The organism is Streptomyces sp. NPDC111507 (assembly GCF_055638955.1).
Genome location: NZ_JBVKBU010000019.1, coordinates 132877 through 152472 on the forward strand (window position 1 = coordinate 132877; position 19596 = coordinate 152472).

Sequence of the window (19596 nt, forward strand, 5' to 3'; positions counted from 1 at the left end):
ACGGGGTACCCGGTGCCCGAGCAGCCACCCCGGAGCCACGGCGGGCGGCCCCGCCTCCCGGTCTCACTCGGGCTGGGGAGGGCGCGGGCGCGAAGGCTCCAGTGGCGGGGACGTCACACAGCCGTGCGTACGGCACTGGGGGCGCCGGCAGTCGGGGGCAGGGCGGCGCACGGTCGTGAAGGCCAGCACCGCCCCGACGACCAGCACCCCGGCGCACAGGGGCATCGCACGTCGGAAGGCGGCGTTGAAGGCGTCCGCCGAGCGGTACGCCTCCGGGCCCATCCCGGCCAGCAGGGGCAGCGCGGCCACCGCGATCAGCCCGGCCGCGCGGGCCGCCGCGTTGTTGATCCCGCTGGCCAGGCCCGCCCGCCCGGCGTCCACGGAGGCGAGGACGGTCGCGGTCAGGGGCGCGACCAGGGTCACCATGCCCGCGCCCATCACCACCAGCGCGGGAAGCACATCGCCGAGGTACGAGGCGTGCGGGCCCACCCGCAGCATGAGCAGCATGCCCGTCGCACACAGCAGCGGGCCGACGGTGAGCGGGATGCGCGGGCCGATGCGCTGGGCGAGCTCCCCGGAGCGGGCGGAGAAGAGCAGCATCAGGACGGTCGTCGGCAGCATGGCCGTACCGGCCCCCAGGGCCGAGTAGCCCGCCACGACCTGGAGCTGGAGCGCGGTCAGGAAGAAGAAGCCGCCGAAGGCCGCGTACACGCACAGCGTGACGAGGTTGACGGCCGTGAACTGCCGCGACGAGAAGATGTCCGGCGGCATCATCGGGTCGGGGCGGTGCCGCTCGACGTACACGAAGGCCACACCGGCCGCCACGCCCCCGACCGCCGACACCCAGACCAGTACGGAACCGCTCGTGGCCTCGATCAGGGCGTACGTCACCAGGGCGAGCGCCAGGGCGCCGAGGAGGGCGCCGAGGACGTCGAAGCCCCGGCCGTGCGCACGGCCGTCGGACGACTCGGGGACGTGGCGCACGGCGATGGGGGCGCAGATCAGCGCCACCGGAACGTTGAGCAGGAAGACCCAGCGCCAGCCGGGACCGTCCACCAGCCAGCCGCCCAGGAACGGGCCGACCGCCGCGCCGACGCCACCGAAGCCCGACCACAGGCCGACGGCCCTGGCGCGGTCGTCCGGGTGGAAGGACGCCTGGATGATCGCGAGCGAACCGGGGGTGAGCAGGGCTCCGCCGATGCCCTGCAGGGCGCGGGCCGCGATCAGTACGCCGCCGGTGGGCGCGAGGCCGCACAGCAGCGAGGCGGAGGCGAACCACACCACGCCGAGCACGAAGATCTTGCGCCGTCCGAAGCGGTCGCCGAGTGACCCGCCGAGCAGGATCAGGCCCGCGAGGGTCAGCATGTACGCGTTCACGGTCCACTGGAGTGCCGCGAGGCCCGTGCCCAGGTCACGGCCGATCGTGGGCAGCGCGACGTTGACGACCGTCGAGTCCAGCATGGCCATGCTGGAGCCGAGGACGGTGGTCAGCAGGATCCACTTGCCGGTGGGACTGGAGATCCGCACGTCGGGACCCGGCCCCGCTCCCTCGCCCGATGTTTTCCGCAGAGGCACAGCCATACTTCGGAGCATACGGAAGGGCCCGGCACCGTGGGGGCGCCGAGCCCTTACTCGTACGGTCCTGACCGGGGGAACCCGGGTGGCGACCGGGGGAACCCGGGTGACTACTTGAGCTTGTTGCCCGCGGAGCGCAGCATCTCGCACGCCTCGGTGACCCGCCCGGCCATGCCCGCCTCGGCGAGCTTGCCCCAGGTGCGCGGGTCGTAGGTCTTCTTGGAGCCGACCTCGCCGTCGACCTTCAGGACACCGTCGTAGTTCTTGAACATGTGGTCCGCGACGGGGCGCGTGAAGGCGTACTGGGTGTCGGTGTCGAGGTTCATCTTCACGACGCCGTTCTCCAGCGCGGTGGCGATCTCCTCGGCCGTGGAGCCGGAGCCGCCGTGGAAGACGAAGTCGAACGGGGACGGCTTGCCGTACTTGGCGGCGACGCCGTCGTTCAGCTCCTTCAGGAGGTCGGGGCGCAGGACGACGTTGCCCGGCTTGTAGACGCCGTGCACGTTGCCGAAGGACGCGGCCAGCAGGTAGCGGCCCTTCTCGCCCAGGCCGAGCGCCTCGGCGGTGCGCAGCGCGTCGTCGACGGTGGTGTAGAGGGAGTCGTTGATCTCGTGGCTGACGCCGTCCTCTTCACCGCCGGTCGGGGTGATCTCGACCTCGAGGATGATCTTCGCGGCGGCGGCCTTGGCGAGCAGCTCCTGGGCGATGGCCAGGTTGTCGGCGAGGGTCTCGGCGGAGCCGTCCCACATGTGCGACTGGAACAGCGGGTTCTCGCCCTTGGCGACGCGCTCGGCGGAGATGTCGAGCAGCGGACGGACGTACGTGTCCAGCTTGTCCTTGGGGCAGTGGTCCGTGTGCAGCGCGACGGTGATGTCGTACTTGGCGGCGACGATGTGCGCGAACTCGGCGAGCGCGACGGCGCCGGTCACCATGTCCTTCTTGTGCTGGCCGCCGAGGAACTCCGCACCACCGGTGGACATCTGGATGATGCCGTCGCTCTCCGCCTCCGCGAAGCCGCGCAGTGCAGCGTGCAGCGTCTGGGAGGAGGTCACGTTGATGGCCGGGTAGGCGAACTTGCCTGCCTTCGCCCGGTCGAGCATCTCGTTGTAGACCTCGGGGGTTGCGATGGGCATCTGTCCGCTCCTTGTATGTGCGGGTCTGCGTACCGCTGCTGCGGCACGACGGGACTGGTGCTTACGGCCCTGACCTAGGGGGGCGACGTCATCGTCGGCCCCATCTTTCCAGACGTGGCCGGATGCTCCAGACACCCTGTCCGGGATACGGGACCCCGAGTTCCGCGGGGTCCCGTGCCGGGCCCTAGTCCAGGCCGAGATCCGTCTTGGAGTAGGCGAAGAGGTACGGCACTCCGGCCTTCTCGGCGACCGCCTCGGCGGCACCGGTGTCCCGGTCCACGATCGTTGCCACGGCGACGACCTCGGCACCGGCTTCGCGCAGCGCCTCCACCGCGGTCAGCACCGAGCCACCGGTGGTGGAGGTGTCCTCGACCGCCAGGACACGGCGTCCTTCGACCTCGGCGCCCTCGATGCGACGCTGGAGGCCGTGGGCCTTGCCGACCTTGCGCACGACGAAGGCGTCCAGCGTCTTCCCGCGCGCGGCGGAGGCGTGCAGCATCGAGGCCGCGACCGGGTCCGCTCCGAGGGTCAGACCGCCGACGGCCTCGTAGTCGAGTTCGTCGGTCAGGTCGAGCATGACCTGACCGACCAGCGGCGCGGCCACACCGTCGAGCGTGATCCGGCGAAGGTCGATGTAGTAGTCGGCTTCCTTGCCCGACGAAAGGGTCACCTTGCCGTGCACCACGGCCTTGTCCTTGATCTGCTGCAGCAGCGCGCCGCGTACGTCACTCATGTCCGCCAGCTTAGAGGCGCCGCCAGCTCCAGGTCATGGTCGCCTCGAGCGGGTCGATGGGGGTGACCAGGCGCGGGTGGGTGTTCAGCCCGTTGGGCGGGCCGGTCTGCGGTTCGACGCAGACGGCGGCCTCCTGCTCGTCGTACACCACCACCCACTCCTCCCTGCTGGCGACCTTCAGCTCCAGCTGCCCCGGCCAGGTGAGCGTGACGTCGACGCCGCCGGGCATGCCGAAGCAGTCGTCCCAGGGGCTGGGCTTCGGCTCGATGCGGTGGCCGGTCGGCAGGTGGTCCTCGCCGCGCTCCTCCTGCCAGGCCGGGGTGAAGTCGACCTGGACGTCTTCTTGGCCGAGGTTCCTGTTGAACCACGGGTGCCAGCCGACCTGGGCGGGGAACGAGTCCTCGTACGTCTCCACGGACATGGTGACCGTGAAGGCGTCCTCGGTCAGGGTGAAGAGCTGGGTGACGCGGCCGGGGTGGGGCCAGGGGGCCACGAGGTCGTACGTGATCACGGCCTCGGACTTGCCGGTGCGGGCGGTGCGCCAGGCGCTGTCCCGGGCGGTGCCGTGGATGGCGTGCGGTGGGGCGTTGAGCGGCATCTGCTGGATGGTGGCGCCGTCCAGGAAGCGGCCGTCGCGGATTCTTCCGCACCACGGGACCATCGGGAAGCAGCCGAACTTCTGGCCCTGCCGCAGTAGTTCGGCGTCGCCGATTCGTAGACTGCCGATCCGTCCGCCGTTGCCGGGTGTGACGGTCACTTCCGCGTCGCCCGCGGTCAGCGTGATGTCTTCGTTACTCACGGAGTTGACCCTACTGGGCCGGATTCTCTGTTCGCCCCCGCCGCCCCTGCCCGTCCCCTCCCGAACCCCGGGCTCCGCACCCGGGTCGCCCCCAGGAGTGGAGGCTCAGCGGCGTTTGCGCAGGGCTCGGGTGATGGCGATGGCCGAGGCCAGGGCGACGGCCGCGGCGGGGGCCGCCCAGCGGAGCGTGGCGCGGGCGTCGGCGGTCTCCGGCGCCGGGACGGGGGCGTAGCGGCCACGCGGCGGGGCGTGGTCCACCTCCTCCGCGCTGCGGCCGATCATCGTCCGCCGCGCATGCGCCGCCTCGGCCACGGCATCCTCCCTGTTCGCACGGCTCGGGGCGGGCGGGGCCGGTTCCTCTTCCTCGAAGAGGTGGGCGGAGGGCTCGGCCTCCGGGGCGGGCTCGACCTCCGCTTCCGGTTCAGCCTCGGCCTGCGGCTCCGGCTCAGCCTCCGGTTCCCGTCCCTGCTCCCGTTCCGGCTCGGGTTCCGCCGCGCCCTGTGGCGTCTCCGTCACCTCCGCCAAGTTTTCGACGAACCGGTTCAGCAGGCGGCCCGTGGTCGCGGAGACCGCGTCCGGGGGAAGATCCGCCACGCGGCCGTCCGCGGTGGTGGTCCCGGTGATGGTGACGGTCGTGCCGCCGTCGGAGGGGGCGAGGGTGAGGGTGAGGGCGAGTTTCACGGTGCCGGGGCCGCGCGCCTCGGCGGCGTCGCCCTCGACGGCGTACGAACCGTCGTCCCTGGCGGTGACCCGGACGGCCCCCCGGTAGGTGATGGTGTGGCCGCCGACGCGGACTTTCAGGCGCCCGGAGACGGGCGGCGTCCCGGCGTCCTGCTGGAGTCCGGGGACCGCCCGGGCCACCCGTACGGGATCGGCCAGCGCCTCCCTCAGCCGTTCGGCCTGAACCGGAACGAACACCTCATGCTCCATGTCGGCCGAGCCTACCCAGGACAGCCCGCGCCGCACCTTCGTATCCGGGGATTTCGTCGGTCCGCCGTCTCAGTCGGCGTAGCGCGGATGGACCAGTGTGGAGGGCGCCAGGCCGGGTACGCGGGTACGCCAAGCGGCGTAAGCGTCGGCGGTGAGGGACGGCTGTGTGAGCGTGCGCAGGCGTGGGCCGTGCGGGTCGAGGCGCAGGGGCGTGCCCGTGACGGAGGCCAGGATGAAGCCCCAGTCGCGGGGTGCGCTCGACGCGCCCGCCGTGCGGTCGGGGCCAGCCGCGAAGCTGGAGTCCCGGCCGCCGACGCGGTAGGGGGCGGTGCGCAGGCCGGCCGCCCGGAGTGTGGACTCGACCGTCCAGAAGACGCGGGGGCGGGAGGAGACGGGACCGGCGTGGACGGCCAGTCGGCCACCGGGGGCGAGGACGCGGCGCGCCAGGCCGTAGAACTCCTGCGAGTACAGCTTGGTGCTCGCCGTGATCCCGGGGTCGGGCAGATCCGAGATGACCACGTCGTACGTCGACACGGCCCCGCGCAGCCAGCCGAAGGCGTCGGCGGTGAACACGTGCACGCGCCGGTCGCCGAACGCGTGCGCGTTGAGCGCCGACAGGGCGGGGTCGGTGCGCGCCAGCCTCACCACCCCCGGGTCGAGTTCGACCACGTCGACGCGGCGCACGCCCGGGTCGCGCAGTACCTCGCGGGTGGCGAGTCCGTCGCCGCCGCCGAGGACGAGCACGCGCGCGTGGGGGCCGTTCATCGCGGGGTGGACCAGCGCCTCGTGGTAGCGGTGCTCGTCGCGGCCGCTGACCCGCAGGCGTCCGTCGAGGAAGAGGTCGAGCGGGCGGCCGTGCGTGCCGCCGGTGAGCACGACCTCCTGGACGCCGGTCTGCAGGGCGACCCGTACGTCCTTGCCGTAGACGGCGCGCCGGGCCGCGCGTTCGAAGTCGTCGACATGGGCGGCGGCCGCGGCGAGCAGCGCGAGGACCAGGACGTTGGCGAGGAACAGGAACCAGCGTCCGCGCCGGCTCAAGTCCCCGCGGAACAGGCCCAGTACGAGGGCTCCACCGGCCAGCGCGTTCACGGTTCCGGTGAGCAGCGCGCCCTCCAGTTGCCCGAGGAGGGGGAGCAGGAGGAAGGGGAAGGCGAGGCCGCCGACGAGGGCGCCGACGTAGTCCGCCGCGAAGAGGTCCGCCACCGCACCGCCCGGGTCCTGGCGGCGGATGCGCTGTATCAGCTCCATGAGGAGGGGGACTTCGGCGCCGATGAGGAGGCCGATGGCGAGGGAGAAGGCCGCCAGGAGACAGCGCGAGCCGCTCGTCCACACTCCGCCCCAGTCGCCGGTCCAGGCGAAGACCGCGTACAGGGCCATCGCGCTGCAGCCGCCGACCAGGGCGAGTGCCGCCTCGACGGCGCCGAAGCCGGCCGCGGCGCGGGGGCGCAGACGTTTCGCGGCCAGCGAGCCGATGCCCATGGCGAAGACCATCACGGACAGGACCACGGAGGCCTGGGTGACCGAGTCGCCGATCAGGTACGAGGCGAGGGCGACGAGTTCGAGTTCGTACACGAGTCCACAGGCCGCGCAGACGAACACGCCCGCGAGGACCAGGAACCGTCCGATGCCCGGGCGGACGGGCAGCCGCGCCTGGCCCTGGACGCGCCAGGGCGGCGGCGCGCCGGGGGGAGCAGGCGCGTGCGGTTCGATCACGCGTGGAACGCTACGTCACGCCACCACGACGCTTCGTCACCCACACGTGTGGAAGTGTCGTCCCGATGTGTGGCGTCCGGCGCCGATGGCGAGTTCGTCGGCAGCCGAAACGGCAGGCCGAACAGCAGGCGGGACGGCGGCTGAAGCATCACCCCCTCACAGCACCCCCGCCGTCATCCGTACCCCCACCCTCGTGCGGGTCGCCACCAGTTGGCCGTCCTGCGGGTAGGCGTGCCACGTGCGCCAGTGGACCTGCCCCTCGTGGCGCTGGGCGAGCAGCGCGGTGAAGGCGTGCGGGCTGCCGGGGAAGACGCCGGCGAGTCCGTTGGGGTGGTCGGAGACGAGGGCCAGTAACTCCTGCGCCCGCCCCGCGAAGGACCCGCAGGAGAGTGTCTCGACGCGCGCGGCGAACTCGTACTCCCAGTCGTCGACCCGCTTGGCCACCCCGAGCGGAAGCGGCGTGCTGCTGCCGGCGATGCACGCGACGGTTTCCGAACAGCTGCCCCGCTCCTCCTCCAAGAGGACCTGGTGGGACGCGCCCAGGAGCCGCAACTGCAGTCTCGCCCCGTCGAGTTCGAGGTCGAGGGTGGCGAGCGCGGGGAGCGGCTCGCGCCCCAGCGCCCAAGCCAGGTCGGCCGCACGCGTGTTGGTGTACGAAGTGTTCAGGGTCGTGAGCATGGGTCGGCTCCGCTAGCACGCAAAAAGGGAGGTGGGGATCCGGCGCACCCGGTCGGTACCTCAGTACCGGGGATCGGCCCGGTCAGCCCGGTCTGCCCTGTGGGGAAGGGACGATCCGAGGGCTGCTTTGGTGGTTTAGAGGGAATCATGAACTGTGGCGCCGTCACAGCGTTTTTACCCAACTTCGTGGGGTTTCCATCCCCCCGAGGGCTCCACAGTTCAACTGTTCAACCACAGCGTGCGCCCGGCGCGCGCCGCAGGGGCGCGGGACGGTGACATCCACGGCTCCGCCGCGCGGGCGCGACCAGCCCCACCGGCCCGCAGCGGAAGCCCCTCCCCTCGCCCCGCACCCCACACCCCCGGCGAGGCTCAGCTGCCTCCGCCGCACCCCCCGCCGCACGACGACCCGCCTCCGCAGGACGAGCCGCCCCCGCACGACGAGTGCCCGCCGCACGAGTGACCCCCGTGGTGCCCGCCGGACGAACCGCTGCCGCAAGACGACACGGCTCCCCCGGCCCCGCCGGCCCACCAGCTGCCGGAGCTGCCCGAGGACCCGCCCCGCGAGCGGCGGCCCCGCACCGAACCCGACGGGCTCTTCGAGAGCCCGACCTTCTTCCGGCCGCGGGCGGCGGCACGCAACGACACGACGAACAGGATGAAGACGACCGCCAGGATGAAGCCGATGAACATGCGTCACCCTCCTTTCGTTCCCCCGAGGCGACCCCCCGTGGGCGCCTCGCTTCTTGCGTGCCTGGGGGATGCCCTCGCGTCTCACCGGCCAAAGCAGAGTTGAGGAACTCCAGAGCTTCGGCGCAGGATGACCGGCATGACCTCCAACGGCCGCCGCCCCCTCCTCAACCGCCGACTCGCCGAGTTCGGCACGACGATCTTCGCCGAGATGTCGGCCCTGGCCCTGAGCACCGGTTCGATCAACCTGGGCCAGGGCTTCCCCGACACGGACGGGCCCGAGGAGATCAGGGAGGCGGCCGTACGGGCGCTGCGCGACGGACGCGGCAACCAGTACCCGCCGGGCCCCGGCGTGCCCGAGCTGCGTACGGCGATCGCCGCGCACCAGAAGCACCGGTACGGACTGGCGTACGACCCGGACCGCGAGGTGCTCGTCACGGCCGGTGCCACGGAGGCCATCGCGGCGTCGCTGCTCGCGCTGGTCGAGCCCGGTGACGAGGTCGTCGCCCTGGAGCCGTACTACGACTCGTACGCGGCCAGCATCGCGATGGCGGGCGGGACCAGGATCCCGGTCACGCTGCGCCCGCACGAGGAGACCCGCGACGGAGTCACCCACCGGCGCTTCCGGCTCGACCTCGACGAGCTGCGCGACGCGGTCACCGACAACACCCGGCTGCTGCTCGTCAACACCCCGCACAACCCGACCGGCACCGTCCTGACCCGCGAGGAGCTCGGGGAGATCGCGAAGCTCGCCGTCGAGCGGGATCTCCTCGTCATCACGGACGAGGTGTACGAGCACCTGGTGTTCGACGAGGCCGAGCACCTGCCGCTGGCGTCCTTCCCGGGGATGCGGGAGCGGACGGTCACCATCGGCAGCGCGGGGAAGACCTTCTCCTTCACGGGGTGGAAGGTGGGCTGGGTGACGGGCACGCCGGACCTCGTCACCGCCGTACGGTCGGCCAAGCAGTTCCTGACGTACGTGGCGTCGGGGCCGTTCCAGTACGCCGTGGCCGAGGCGCTGGCGCTGCCGGACACGTACTTCGCGGCGTTCCGCGCGGACATGCGGGCCAAGCGGGACGTGCTGGCGGCCGGGCTCTCGGAGGCGGGGTTCAAGGTCTTCCAGCCGGCGGGCACGTACTTCATCACCACCGACATCCGGCCGCTCGGCGAGTCCGACGGCTTCGCCTTCTGCCGCGCGCTCCCGGAGCGCGCCGGGGTCGTCGCCATCCCGAACGCGGTCTTCTACGACCACCGGGAGGCGGGCGCGCCCTTCGTGCGGTTCGCGTTCTGCAAGCGGACCGAGGTGCTGGAGGAGGCGGCGAAGCGGCTCAAGGCGGCCTGGTAGCACGAGGCGCGGGACGGTGGGGAAGGCGCGCCGAAGTGGGGGAAACCGTACCCGGCCAGGCGTGTAAAGCTCGCACATACCCCGTAAGGGACGCACAGTTCGGGTGTGACCCACGCCAGTACCCTTCCGGCCCCCGCCGCCCCGAAGCCCGATGACGGGGGGCACGGCCGTCCGGCGCGCCCCGCGCACGGCCTGGCCCCTCTCGCGCAGGCGCTGGCGCTGTTCGCGACGGCGCGACTCGTCGGCGTTCTCGTGCTCGCCGGAACCGCCTGGGCGGGCGGCAAGCGCCCCCTCGCCCTGCTCGGGCGGTCCTGGGACTCGCTCTGGTATCTGGGGATCGCGGCGCACGGCTACGGACGCACCCAGTACTTCAGGCACACCGTCGTCCACAGCGACCTGGCCTTCTTCCCGCTGTATCCGGGGCTGATCCGCGCCGTCACCACACTGACCGCGCTGAGCGGCGGCGCGGCGGGGCTGCTGGTCGCCTGGACCGCCGCCGCGGTCGCCGCCTGCGGGATCTACGCGATCGGGGCCCGGCTGCACGGCCGCGCCGTCGCCACCGTGCTGGTCCTGCTGTGGGGCCTGCTCCCGCACTCGGTCGTGCTGTCCCTGGCGTACACCGAGCCCGTCCTCACCGCCTTCGCCGCCTGGTCGCTGTACGCGGTGCTCACCGAGCGCTGGCTGTGGGCGGGCACGCTGGCCGCGCTCGCGGGCATGTCGCGGCCGAACGGGCTCGCGGTGGCCGCGGCGGTGCTGGCCGCGGCGGCGTGCGAGGTCTGGCGGCGGCGCGGACGGGTTTCCCACAGGCTGTGGACGGGCGCCGCGCTCGCGCCGGTCGGCTGGGGCGGCTATGTGCTGTGGGTGGGCCGGCGCGAGGGAGATCCGCTCGGCGGCTATTTCGAGGTGCAGCGGTTGTGGGGCTCGCGCTTCGACTTCGGCGCCGGTTCGCTTCGCTTCGTCCAGCATCTGCTGACGCACGGCGACCGTTTCGTGTTTCCGATGACGATGGTGGTCGTGGCGGCGGCCGTGCTGCTGTACGGACTGCTGATCGCGGACCGTGCCCCGCTGCCCCTGCTCGTGCACAGCGGGGTACTGCTGCTGATCGCGCTCGGCGGCTCCGGGTTCTTCGAGTGCAAGCCGCGCTTCCTGCTGCCCGCGTTCCCGCTGCTGCTGCCGCTCGCCCGGGCGCTGGTCCGCACGGCAAGAGCCCGGCCCTGGCACGCCGTCCTGGTGGTCGGCGCCCTGGCCGGGCTCTCGTTCGCCTACGGCGCGTACCTGGTCGTCATCGCGCACACGCCGCTGTAAAACCTGGTGGGAGGACTACTCCGCGTCGTCGTCGCCGTCGTCCTCGGGCTTCTCCGCCTCGTTGACTTCCTGCTCGAGGCCGAGCTGCTCGACGAGCCACTTGTCGAACTCGATGGCGGCCCGCACCCAGCTGACCGTCGACGACACGAAGTGCTCGAGGGCGACGCCGGTGCCGATCAGCATCTGTGCCTCGCCGATCAGGCGGACAGTGCCGTCGTCGTGCGTGTGGCTGTAGACCTTCGGCCACAGCGTGCGGCGGTTCCAGTCGTCGATGGACTCCAGCAGAGTCGGCTTCTCGTCGATCTGGTGCGGCCGGTCGTAGAACGTCCGCACCGAGAAGACCTGCTGGTCCCCCTCGCCGCGGAACATGAAGTACGTACGGAACTCCTCCCACGGCGCCGCGAGGTCACCCTCGTCGTCGACGACGTACTTCAGCTCCATCTGGTCGAGGAGCTGCTTCACGAGGTCCTGATCCGGGACGACGGGGCCCGCCGGTCCGCCGGGCTGCGGCTCGGGCTGGCCCCCGAAATTCGGAATCGAGGACGGGTCGATGCTCACCGTGTATTTCCCTTCGTACGGATGCTGCCATCCTCCCCCATCACGGGCGGTCAGTGGCAACCCCCACAGGCAAAGGCACGGACACCACCACCACGAGTGTGTATCCGCTGCGGCCAGTGACGACGGCGCCGCCGGGACCGGCGCCGTCGACCGCTGAGAATCAGCCCGTCCGGGCTACTGCGCGGCCCCCACGATCAGGCCGTCCCCGAAGGCGTCCACCCGGACCGTGTCGCCGTCCTTGACCTCGCCCGCCAGGATCTCCTTGGCGAGCCGGTCGCCGATCGCGGTCTGGACGAGGCGGCGCAACGGCCGGGCCCCGTAGGCCGGATCGTTGCCCTCGTCCGCGAGCCAGGCCAGCGCCGCGTCGGTGACCTCCAGGGCGATCCGGCGCTCGGCCAGCCGCTTGGCGAGGCGGCCGATCTGGAGCCCGGCGATGCGCTCCAGCTCCTCCTTGTTCAGCGCCGAGAAGACCACGAGGTCGTCGAGCCGGTTGAGGAACTCCGGCTTGAAAGAGGCCCTCACGACTTCCAGGACCTGCTGCTTCTTCTCCTCCTCGGAGGTCAGCGGCTCGACAAGGAACTGGCTGCCCAGGTTCGAGGTCAGGACGAGGATGGTGTTGCGGAAGTCGACCGTGCGGCCCTGTCCGTCGGTGAGCCGTCCGTCGTCCAGCACCTGGAGGAGGATGTCGAAGACCTCCGGGTGCGCCTTCTCGACCTCGTCCAGCAGGACGACGCTGTACGGGCGCCGGCGCACGGCCTCCGTGAGCTGGCCGCCCTCCTCGTAGCCGATGTACCCGGGAGGGGCGCCGACCAGCCGGGCGACGCTGTGCTTCTCGCCGTACTCGCTCATGTCGATGCGGATCATGGCCCGCTCGTCGTCGAAGAGGAAGTCCGCGAGGGCCTTGGCCAGTTCGGTCTTGCCGACGCCGGTCGGGCCGAGGAAGAGGAAGGATCCGGTGGGCCGGTCCGGGTCGGCGATGCCGGCGCGGGTACGGCGTACGGCGTCGGACACGGCCCGGACGGCCTCGCTCTGGCCGATGAGACGGCGGCCCAGCTCCTCCTCCATGCGCAGGAGCTTCTGGGTCTCGCCCTCCAGGAGGCGCCCGGCCGGGATGCCCGTCCAGGAGCCGACCACGTCCGCGATGTCGTCGGGGCCGACCTCCTCCTTGACCATGGTGTCCCTGGCGGCTTCCTCCTCCGCCTCGGAGGCCTCCTCCAGGTCCCGCTCCAGGGTGGGGATCTCGCCGTAGAGCAGCTTGGAGGCGGTGTCGAAGTCGCCGTCGCGCTGGGCGCGCTCGGCCTGGCCGCGCAGCTCGTCGAGCTTCTCCTTCAGCTCGCCGACGCGGTTGAGGGACTGCTTCTCCTTCTCCCAGCGGGCGGTCAGGCCCCGCAGCTCCTCCTCCTTGTCGGCAAGGTCGCGGCGCAGCTTCTCCAGACGCTGCCGGGAGGCGGGGTCGGTCTCCTTGTCGAGGGCCAGTTCCTCCATGCGCAGCCGGTCCACCGCGCGCTGGAGTTCGTCGATCTCGACGGGGGACGAGTCGATCTCCATGCGCAGCCGGGAGGCTGCCTCGTCGACGAGGTCGATGGCCTTGTCGGGCAGGAAGCGGGAGGTGATGTACCGGTCGGAGAGGGTGGCCGCGGCGACCAGCGCGCTGTCCGCGATCACCACCTTGTGGTGGGCCTCGTAGCGGCCCTTGAGTCCGCGCAGGATCGCGATGGTGTCCTCGACGGACGGCTCGGCGACCAGGACCTGCTGGAAGCGGCGCTCCAGGGCGGGGTCCTTCTCGATCCGCTCGCGGTACTCGTCGAGGGTGGTGGCACCGACCATCCGCAGCTCACCGCGGGCGAGCATCGGCTTGAGCATGTTGCCGGCGTCCATAGCGGAGTCGCCGCCCGCGCCCGCGCCGACGACCGTGTGCAGCTCGTCGATGAAGGTGATGATCTGCCCGTCGGAGTCCTTGATCTCGGCGAGGACCGTCTTCAGCCGCTCCTCGAACTCACCCCGGTACTTCGCCCCGGCCACCATGGCCCCGAGGTCGAGCGAGACGAGCCGCTTGTTCTTGAGGGACTCGGGTACGTCGCCCTTCACGATCCGCTGGGCGAGCCCCTCCACGACGGCGGTCTTGCCGACGCCGGGCTCACCGATGAGGACGGGGTTGTTCTTGGTGCGCCGGGACAGCACCTGCACGACCCGGCGGATCTCCTGGTCCCGGCCGATGACCGGGTCGAGCTTCCCGTCGCGCGCGGCGGCGGTGAAGTCCGTACCGAACTTTTCGAGCGCCTTGTACTGGCCCTCGGGATCCGGGGTCGTCACCCGGCGGCCTCCCCTGCTCTTCTGGAACGCCTCAAGCAGCTTCTTCGCACTGGCGCCCTGCTGGGAGAGTACGTCGCCGCTCGGGCCGCCCTTCGCGGCGATCCCGATGAGGAGGTGCTCGGTGGAGAGGTACTCGTCCCCGAGCTCCTTGGCCTTGTCGGCCGCCTCGGCGATGACGGCGAGCAGTTCGCGGTTGGGCTGCGGGGGCGCGACGGTGGATCCGGTCACGCTGGGCAGGCCGGCGAGGACGCGCTCGGCCGCGGCCCGTACGGCGGCCTGGTCGGCGTCGACCGCGGCCAGCAGGTCGGTGATGTTCTCGTTCTCCTGGCCACCGAGCAGCGCGAGCAGCAGGTGGGCAGGGGTGAGGTCGGGGTGCCCCTCGGACACGGCCCGGCTGGTGGCCGCGTTGATCGCGTCCCGGCTCCTGTTGGTCAGCTCGGCGTCCACGTTCGCGTTCTCCTCCTCAATACGACCCTGATGTACGGACTGACTCACCCAACGTACACAAAGTTGAGTCTATTCCACTCAAGGTCGGCCGGGGAAGCCATGGCGCTCCCGGGTGGGGATACATTTCCGACCATGAGCGCATACCCGGTGGACCCCCACGATCCCGACCCCGCGTACCTCACCTTCTGGCGGGAACGCCATCTGTGCACCCTCACCACCCTCCGGGCGGACGGCAGCCCGCACGTCGTGCCCGTCGGGGTTACATACGACCCCGAGGCGGGCCTGGCTCGAGTGATCACCAACAAGTCCAGCACGAAGGTCGGGCACGTACTGGCCGCGGGGGCGCAGGGGGCGCGCGTCTCGGTCTGCCAGGTGGACGGGCGCCGGTGGGCGACGCTGGAGGGGCGCGCGAGGATCGCCACGGACCCCGCGCGTGTCGCGGAGGCGGAGCGGCGGTACGCGGAGCGGTACGGGAGGGTGCCCTCACCGAACCCCGACCGGGTGGCGATCGAGATCACACTGACCTCAGCGATGGGACACGGCTGACGACGCCGGGCACGGCCGGCCGACCCCGACACGGGACACGACTCACGGCCCCCGGCACGGGAACGCGGCCGACCGGCCCCGGCACAGGGCACGACTCACCCCTCCCCGGCACGGGACACGACCGACGGACCCGAGCACGGCCGGCCGACCCCGACACGGGACACGACTCACCGCTCCCCGGCGCGAGACACGGCTGACGGACCCGAGCACGGCCGATCGACCCCGGCACAGGACACGACCCACCGGCCCCGGCGCGGGACACGGCTGATCGGCCCCAGCGCCGGAACGCGGCCGACCGGCCCTGGCGTGGGACATGGCCGACCGACCCCGACCACAGGACGCGACCGGCCAACCCCGGGCACGGAGCACGGCCGGTCGGCCCGGCGATGGCTCGCGGCCTACCGGTCCCGGGCACGGAACGCGACCGGTCGGCCGACCCTGGCCACAGAACGCGACCGGTCGGCCCCGGCGGCGGGACGCCGCCGATCGGCCCCCGCCACGAAACCCGGCCGGGCCTGCGGCGCGGTTGACCGGCCCGGCCCAAGGGACATGGCCGACCGCTCCCGGCCGTGCGGAACGGCCGATTTCAGCCGTTGTGGAGATGGCATGGAGATGGGTGGATACCTGGATCTTTCGCCCAAAACTGCAGCGGGGTCACCGTGTTCAGGTCACGGTGACGCCGCTGCGGGGGGAAGTACCTGCGCGATCTACTACGACGGGGGAATCGCGTCAGGCACTGCGGGGGGTGGCAGAGATGGTCCTTACGTCCGGGACTTCCGGCTCGGCCAGCTGGTGGTCACGCTGGTCGAGGTTCACAAAGATCATTCCGTATCGAATGGCACATCGCACGGGCTGCGGCGCGCCGCGCGGGCGCCGCAGACACCGGTACGCCCGGACGTCCTCGTCGTCATCCCGGGTGACGACGACCGGCTCTCCGAACACCGTCACCATCAACGAGTCGCCACTGTGGGGAATGGCGGTGGCCAGGTCGATGAAGTGCCAGCCGGAGCGGTACGCGGTGGCCATTTCTCGGCGGAAGGATCGGTCGTCGGGGGGTGTCGTCACGTCAGCTCCCGGAGCCGTCGTCCGCCGTAGTCACTGTCTGGATGTTCTGGATGTCCGCTGCTGCCGCCGGCCAGTGACTGTCCGCCTGGACATCACCCTTTGCGCCGGAGAGGCCGCCCAGAGCTCCGAATGCCACCACGGCGGAGAAGGCGGCGACAAGCACCGAGCGAAGCATTTTGTTACGCATAGTCGGCTTCGTCCTCACTTGAAAGTCCCGTCTTCCCCCGTCGGATAAGACGATGGCTCATTCGGGCACGTCGTGGCCACATAATCGATGCATCATGTTCCTGCACGTTCAGGACCCTGGGGGGTGGAGTTTTGGCAACAAACCAGACTAATGCGACACATCCCCACGGGGTGACCGAGCTGTGCGAGGAAGGTGGACGCCTCTACGCGAACGCCCTGCGCACCGGACGAATCGCACGCGCGGACGTGACGCACGCCCCCTGCTTGATGGAACTGGCGCTCCTTCACCCCGATCCCGACGACGCGAGCTGGCTCCGTCCGGTGCCCCCGTTCGTCGCCCTGGCGCAGCGACTCAACCCCATCGAGCGCGAGATCGCCGACCGCAGACGGCTGTCGGTCGAACTGAGCGATGCTTTTGAGCCGTTCATGGCCCTCAGCGCACAAGAGGCGACGCCCACGCACTCCATCACGGTGCTGGAGGGCGGGGACCGGATCAACGCCGCGCTCAACCTGGCCACGGCCCAGTGCCAGACCGAGATGCTCACCATCCAGCCGAGCGACCGCGGCTCCGAGCGCAGCCTTCTTCTCGGCCTGGAGCGCGACCGGCCCCTGATCGAACGTGGTGTGCGCATCCGGACGTTGTATCAACACACGGCCCGCCACAGTCCGGAGAAGTTGGCGTACGTGGCCCAGCTCTCGGACGGCAAGGTCGAATACCGCACCATCGACGAGCTGGTGGAGCGTCTCATCGTCTGCGACGAGAGCGTCGCCTTCATCCCCACCCGCGACGACCAGCAGGTCGCCCTGGAGCTTCGCCACCCGGGCCTGGTCCGCTACCTGATCAAGGTCTTCGAGTTCATGTGGGACCGCGCCGTCCCGCTCAGCGCCGGCGCCCCCTACGAACCCGCCCTGGGCGGCATCACCAACATCCAGTACTCCATCGCCAAACTCCTCGTGGAGGGCCACGTCGACGAGGCCATCGCCCGTCGCCTGGGCATGAACGTACGAACCTGCCGGGCCCACATAGCCAAGCTGGCCACCGCTCTCGGCAGCGGCAGCCGCGCCCAACTCGGCTATCTCATAGCGGAATCGGGAATCCTCAAGCAAGAGGGAGCGGCTGGGTGACCGACGCGCCGCACCTGGCCCACGGCGTGGAAGAACTGTGTGCGGCGGGATCGGAGCTGTACGAACGGGCCCTGCGCGAAGGGCGTGTACGCAGCGGGGACGCCGCCGAAGCGCCCTGCCTCGTCGACTTCGGACTGATGCACCCGGCCATCGAGGATCTGAGCTGGCTGGAGCCCGTCGCCCCGGCCGTCGTCCTCCACCGGTTGCTACGGACCTCCGAGGAACGCGTCGCGGAAGAACGACGGCGCGAGGCCGGACTGACCGCGCTGTTCGAGCCGCTGATGCGGATCGACGGCCGGCGCACAGCAGCCACGGACACCCCGACGATCAGGGTCCTCAGCGGTACGGAGCGGATCAACCTGGCCATCACCGAGGCCATGGCCGCCGCGTCCCAAGAAATCCTGTGCATCCAGCCGCACAACGGTCTCGCTGGTCACCGTGGCGTCGCGGCCGAGGACCTCGCCCTGGACCGCGACCAGGCCCTGCTGGACCGGGGCGCCCGCATCCGCACCCTGTACCAGCACACGCTCCGCCACTCCCCCATGACTCTCGCCCGCTACGAACAGCTGAACGGCGATGTCGAGGCCCGGAGCCTGGACGAGATCACCGACCGGCTCATCGCCGTCGACCGCACCGTGGCCTTCATCCCCGCCGACAAAGACGGCTTCCTCGCCCTGGAAGTCCGCCACCCGGCCCTGGTCTCCTACTTCGTGACCACCTTCGACCGGCTCTGGCGCCTGGCCACCCCCATGTACCCCGAAGCCGTCCAGCGCCCGTCCCACAACGGCATCACCCCCCGCCAACGCGCCATAGCCGCCTTGCTCGTCGAAGGTCACACGGACACCGTGATCGCCGACCGCCTCGGCATGAACGTCCGCACCGCCCGCGTCCACATCGCCAAACTCGCCGTCACCCTCGGCAGCGAGAGCCGGGCCCAGCTCGGCTACCTCATCGGGCGGTCGGGGATTCTCGACCAGGATCACTGAGCGGCAGCAGTTCCGCGGCGCGCGGCGGTCCGTCCAGGCCCGCCTGGGCGATCCGCACCCCCAACTGGGTGCGGCTCGCGGCGCCCAGGGTCTCCGAAAGGCGCGCGATGTGCGCCCGGCAGGTACGGACGCTGATCCCCAGCCGCTCCGCGACCACCGCGTCCTGGTGTCCCTCGGCGAGCAGCGCCGCGATGGACCGTTCGCGGTGGGTGATGCCGTCGATGCCGGTGTCGGGGAGCGGCGCGGCGAGCGGGATCGCGAGGCGCCACAGCCGCTCGAAGACCGTGACCAGGTAGTCGACCAGTGCCGGGTGCCGCAGCTCGAGCGCGATCGTGCGGTCGGAGTTGGCCGGGATGAACGCCACCTTGCGGTCGAAGAGGATGAGCCGCTCCACGACCTCGTCGAGGGTACGGGCCTCCGCGGCTCCCCCCATCAGCTCCATGTAGTTGTGCAGGCCCTGGCCGTGCCGGGCCACGTGCGTGTACAGGTCACGCATCCGCACACCCCGTCGGCGCATCTCCAGCGCCCGGTGCAGCCCCTCGGAGAGTTCGTCCTCGCGCCGGATCCCGCCGGGCTGCACGGTCAGCACCTCGGTCGTACAGGCCTCGGTCGCCTCGTCCATCGCGGCACGGATCCGGGGCAGCCCGTCCAGGACCCGGATCGCCACGCCCTCGCCCGGTCCCTGGACGCGCCCACCGAGCCCGGCGTACCACTCGAACGCCGCCACCGCGTCGCCCACGCGCGCCTGGCCGGCGCTGATTTCCTCGTACACGCCCCGCAGCAGCCGTGTCATGACCTCCTGCGGCGAGGTCGGCACCAGCCACCCCATGTCGTCGGGGTCGGGGTGGAGCAGCGCCAACTCCAGGAGGCAGGGCACCGCTTCCGCGTCCCCGCGCGGCACGCGTCCGCGCCGCACGGCCCGGGAGTACACCCGGTCCCCGGCCTCGCACAGTCGGTCAGCGCCGTGCGGATGCCTGTCCGTCCCGTGCCCGGCCATCTCCCACCCCTGGCTCCCGCCCACCGGCTCCGGCATCCTCCGCGGTACGACGCCTCACACCCTCGGCACTGCGACGCAACGCCGCGCGCCCTTCCCTGGCGCAACGCTTCACCGTGCGGCACGAGCACGCTCCGCGCCGTCCGCAGCGCAACTATGCGCGGCCCCGACCGCCATCGCAACACGGCTGCGCTCCTCGCACGCCCCCTATCACTCCTATACGTACGGAAATATCCCCACCTCCGCACGGCACTCTGCAACAAGATGACGGTGGTGGGGGTGCGGGCCCCGGTGCCATCGTGGACCCGCTTCCCCAGGGCGACACGGCGTCCTGGTCCGCCCTGGCCGGACACTCCTCGTCCGGCCAGGGCTCTCCCGGCCCTTGTCCGGATCGTGCGGGCTGCCGGAAATCGTCGAGTGACCGGTACGTCACGTACCGCACCTACCGGCGGGCCATGGTGGCGTGGCCGGGACCCAC

Annotated in this window: 16 protein-coding genes; 5 read left to right on the forward strand and 11 right to left on the reverse strand. The window is 71.3% G+C overall.

Annotation, left to right across the window (positions count from 1 at the left end):
• Positions 1–63 precede the first annotated feature (63 nt).
• The 7 genes from ACZ7M2_RS44560 to ACZ7M2_RS44590 all read right to left on the reverse strand — a co-directional run bounded on the left by ACZ7M2_RS44560 (position 64) and on the right by ACZ7M2_RS44590 (position 7561).
• Positions 64–1581: an MFS transporter gene (locus ACZ7M2_RS44560; RefSeq protein ID WP_471600156.1), complete on the reverse strand. Its 1518-nt coding sequence runs from the start codon at positions 1579–1581 to the stop codon at positions 64–66.
• A 104-nt stretch (positions 1582–1685) separates the two neighbouring features.
• Positions 1686–2708, reverse strand: a complete 1023-nt coding sequence (fbaA, locus tag ACZ7M2_RS44565) for a class II fructose-bisphosphate aldolase (protein ID WP_060901612.1) — start codon at positions 2706–2708, stop codon at positions 1686–1688.
• A gap of 184 nt (positions 2709–2892) precedes the next feature.
• The gene (pyrE, locus tag ACZ7M2_RS44570; RefSeq protein ID WP_471600157.1) at positions 2893–3441 is read right to left on the reverse strand and encodes an orotate phosphoribosyltransferase; all 549 of its coding nucleotides are present in this window, start codon (positions 3439–3441) and stop codon (positions 2893–2895) included.
• Between the two features lie 10 nt (positions 3442–3451).
• Entirely contained in the window at positions 3452–4240 is a 789-nt protein-coding gene (locus ACZ7M2_RS44575; RefSeq protein ID WP_471600158.1) for an aldose epimerase family protein, read from the reverse strand.
• A gap of 105 nt (positions 4241–4345) precedes the next feature.
• Complete coding sequence (locus tag ACZ7M2_RS44580) at positions 4346–5170, reverse strand: SRPBCC family protein (RefSeq protein ID WP_471600159.1); 825 nt, start codon at positions 5168–5170, stop codon at positions 4346–4348.
• 69 nt (positions 5171–5239) lie between these two features.
• The gene (locus ACZ7M2_RS44585) at positions 5240–6883 is read right to left on the reverse strand and encodes a polyamine aminopropyltransferase (RefSeq protein WP_471600160.1); all 1644 of its coding nucleotides are present in this window, start codon (positions 6881–6883) and stop codon (positions 5240–5242) included.
• A 156-nt stretch (positions 6884–7039) separates the two neighbouring features.
• Positions 7040–7561, reverse strand: a complete 522-nt coding sequence (locus ACZ7M2_RS44590; RefSeq protein WP_352051438.1) for a DUF2617 family protein — start codon at positions 7559–7561, stop codon at positions 7040–7042.
• Positions 7562–8378: 817 nt separating this feature from the next.
• On the opposite strand from ACZ7M2_RS44590, the gene ACZ7M2_RS44595 reads away from it, so the two are divergent.
• Positions 8379–9593 carry a pyridoxal phosphate-dependent aminotransferase gene (locus ACZ7M2_RS44595; RefSeq protein ID WP_471600161.1) on the forward strand — a complete coding sequence of 405 codons (1215 nt, stop codon included), beginning with the start codon at positions 8379–8381 and terminating at the stop codon, positions 9591–9593.
• A gap of 192 nt (positions 9594–9785) precedes the next feature.
• Complete coding sequence (locus tag ACZ7M2_RS44600) at positions 9786–10898, forward strand: glycosyltransferase family 39 protein (RefSeq protein ID WP_471600209.1); 1113 nt, start codon at positions 9786–9788, stop codon at positions 10896–10898.
• A gap of 15 nt (positions 10899–10913) precedes the next feature.
• Here the strand turns inward: ACZ7M2_RS44600 and ACZ7M2_RS44605 are convergent, their stop codons facing one another.
• Positions 10914–11456, reverse strand: a complete 543-nt coding sequence (locus ACZ7M2_RS44605) for a YbjN domain-containing protein (protein ID WP_471600162.1) — start codon at positions 11454–11456, stop codon at positions 10914–10916.
• Positions 11457–11630: 174 nt separating this feature from the next.
• Positions 11631–14216: an ATP-dependent chaperone ClpB gene (gene clpB, locus ACZ7M2_RS44610; RefSeq protein ID WP_471600163.1), complete on the reverse strand. Its 2586-nt coding sequence runs from the start codon at positions 14214–14216 to the stop codon at positions 11631–11633.
• A 132-nt stretch (positions 14217–14348) separates the two neighbouring features.
• On the opposite strand from clpB, the gene ACZ7M2_RS44615 reads away from it, so the two are divergent.
• Positions 14349–14762, forward strand: coding sequence for a pyridoxamine 5'-phosphate oxidase family protein (locus ACZ7M2_RS44615; protein WP_471600164.1), 414 nt, complete (start codon positions 14349–14351; stop codon positions 14760–14762).
• 729 nt (positions 14763–15491) lie between these two features.
• On the opposite strand, the gene ACZ7M2_RS44620 is transcribed toward ACZ7M2_RS44615, so the two are convergent.
• On the reverse strand, positions 15492–15788 hold the full coding sequence (locus ACZ7M2_RS44620) for a Rieske (2Fe-2S) protein (protein ID WP_075033054.1): 297 nt from the start codon (positions 15786–15788) through the stop codon (positions 15492–15494).
• Between the two features lie 357 nt (positions 15789–16145).
• Between ACZ7M2_RS44620 and ACZ7M2_RS44625 the strand changes: the two genes are divergently transcribed.
• Positions 16146–17138: a helix-turn-helix transcriptional regulator gene (locus tag ACZ7M2_RS44625; protein ID WP_352051442.1), complete on the forward strand. Its 993-nt coding sequence runs from the start codon at positions 16146–16148 to the stop codon at positions 17136–17138.
• Positions 17135–18124 carry a helix-turn-helix transcriptional regulator gene (locus ACZ7M2_RS44630; RefSeq protein ID WP_471600165.1) on the forward strand — a complete coding sequence of 330 codons (990 nt, stop codon included), beginning with the start codon at positions 17135–17137 and terminating at the stop codon, positions 18122–18124. The genes ACZ7M2_RS44625 and ACZ7M2_RS44630 overlap by 4 nt, the downstream gene beginning before the upstream one ends.
• Here the strand turns inward: ACZ7M2_RS44630 and ACZ7M2_RS44635 are convergent.
• A complete protein-coding gene (locus ACZ7M2_RS44635; RefSeq protein WP_352051444.1) occupies positions 18087–19121 on the reverse strand; it encodes a helix-turn-helix transcriptional regulator in 1035 nt (344 codons plus the stop codon). The genes ACZ7M2_RS44630 and ACZ7M2_RS44635 overlap by 38 nt on opposite strands.
• Positions 19122–19596 lie beyond the last annotated feature (475 nt).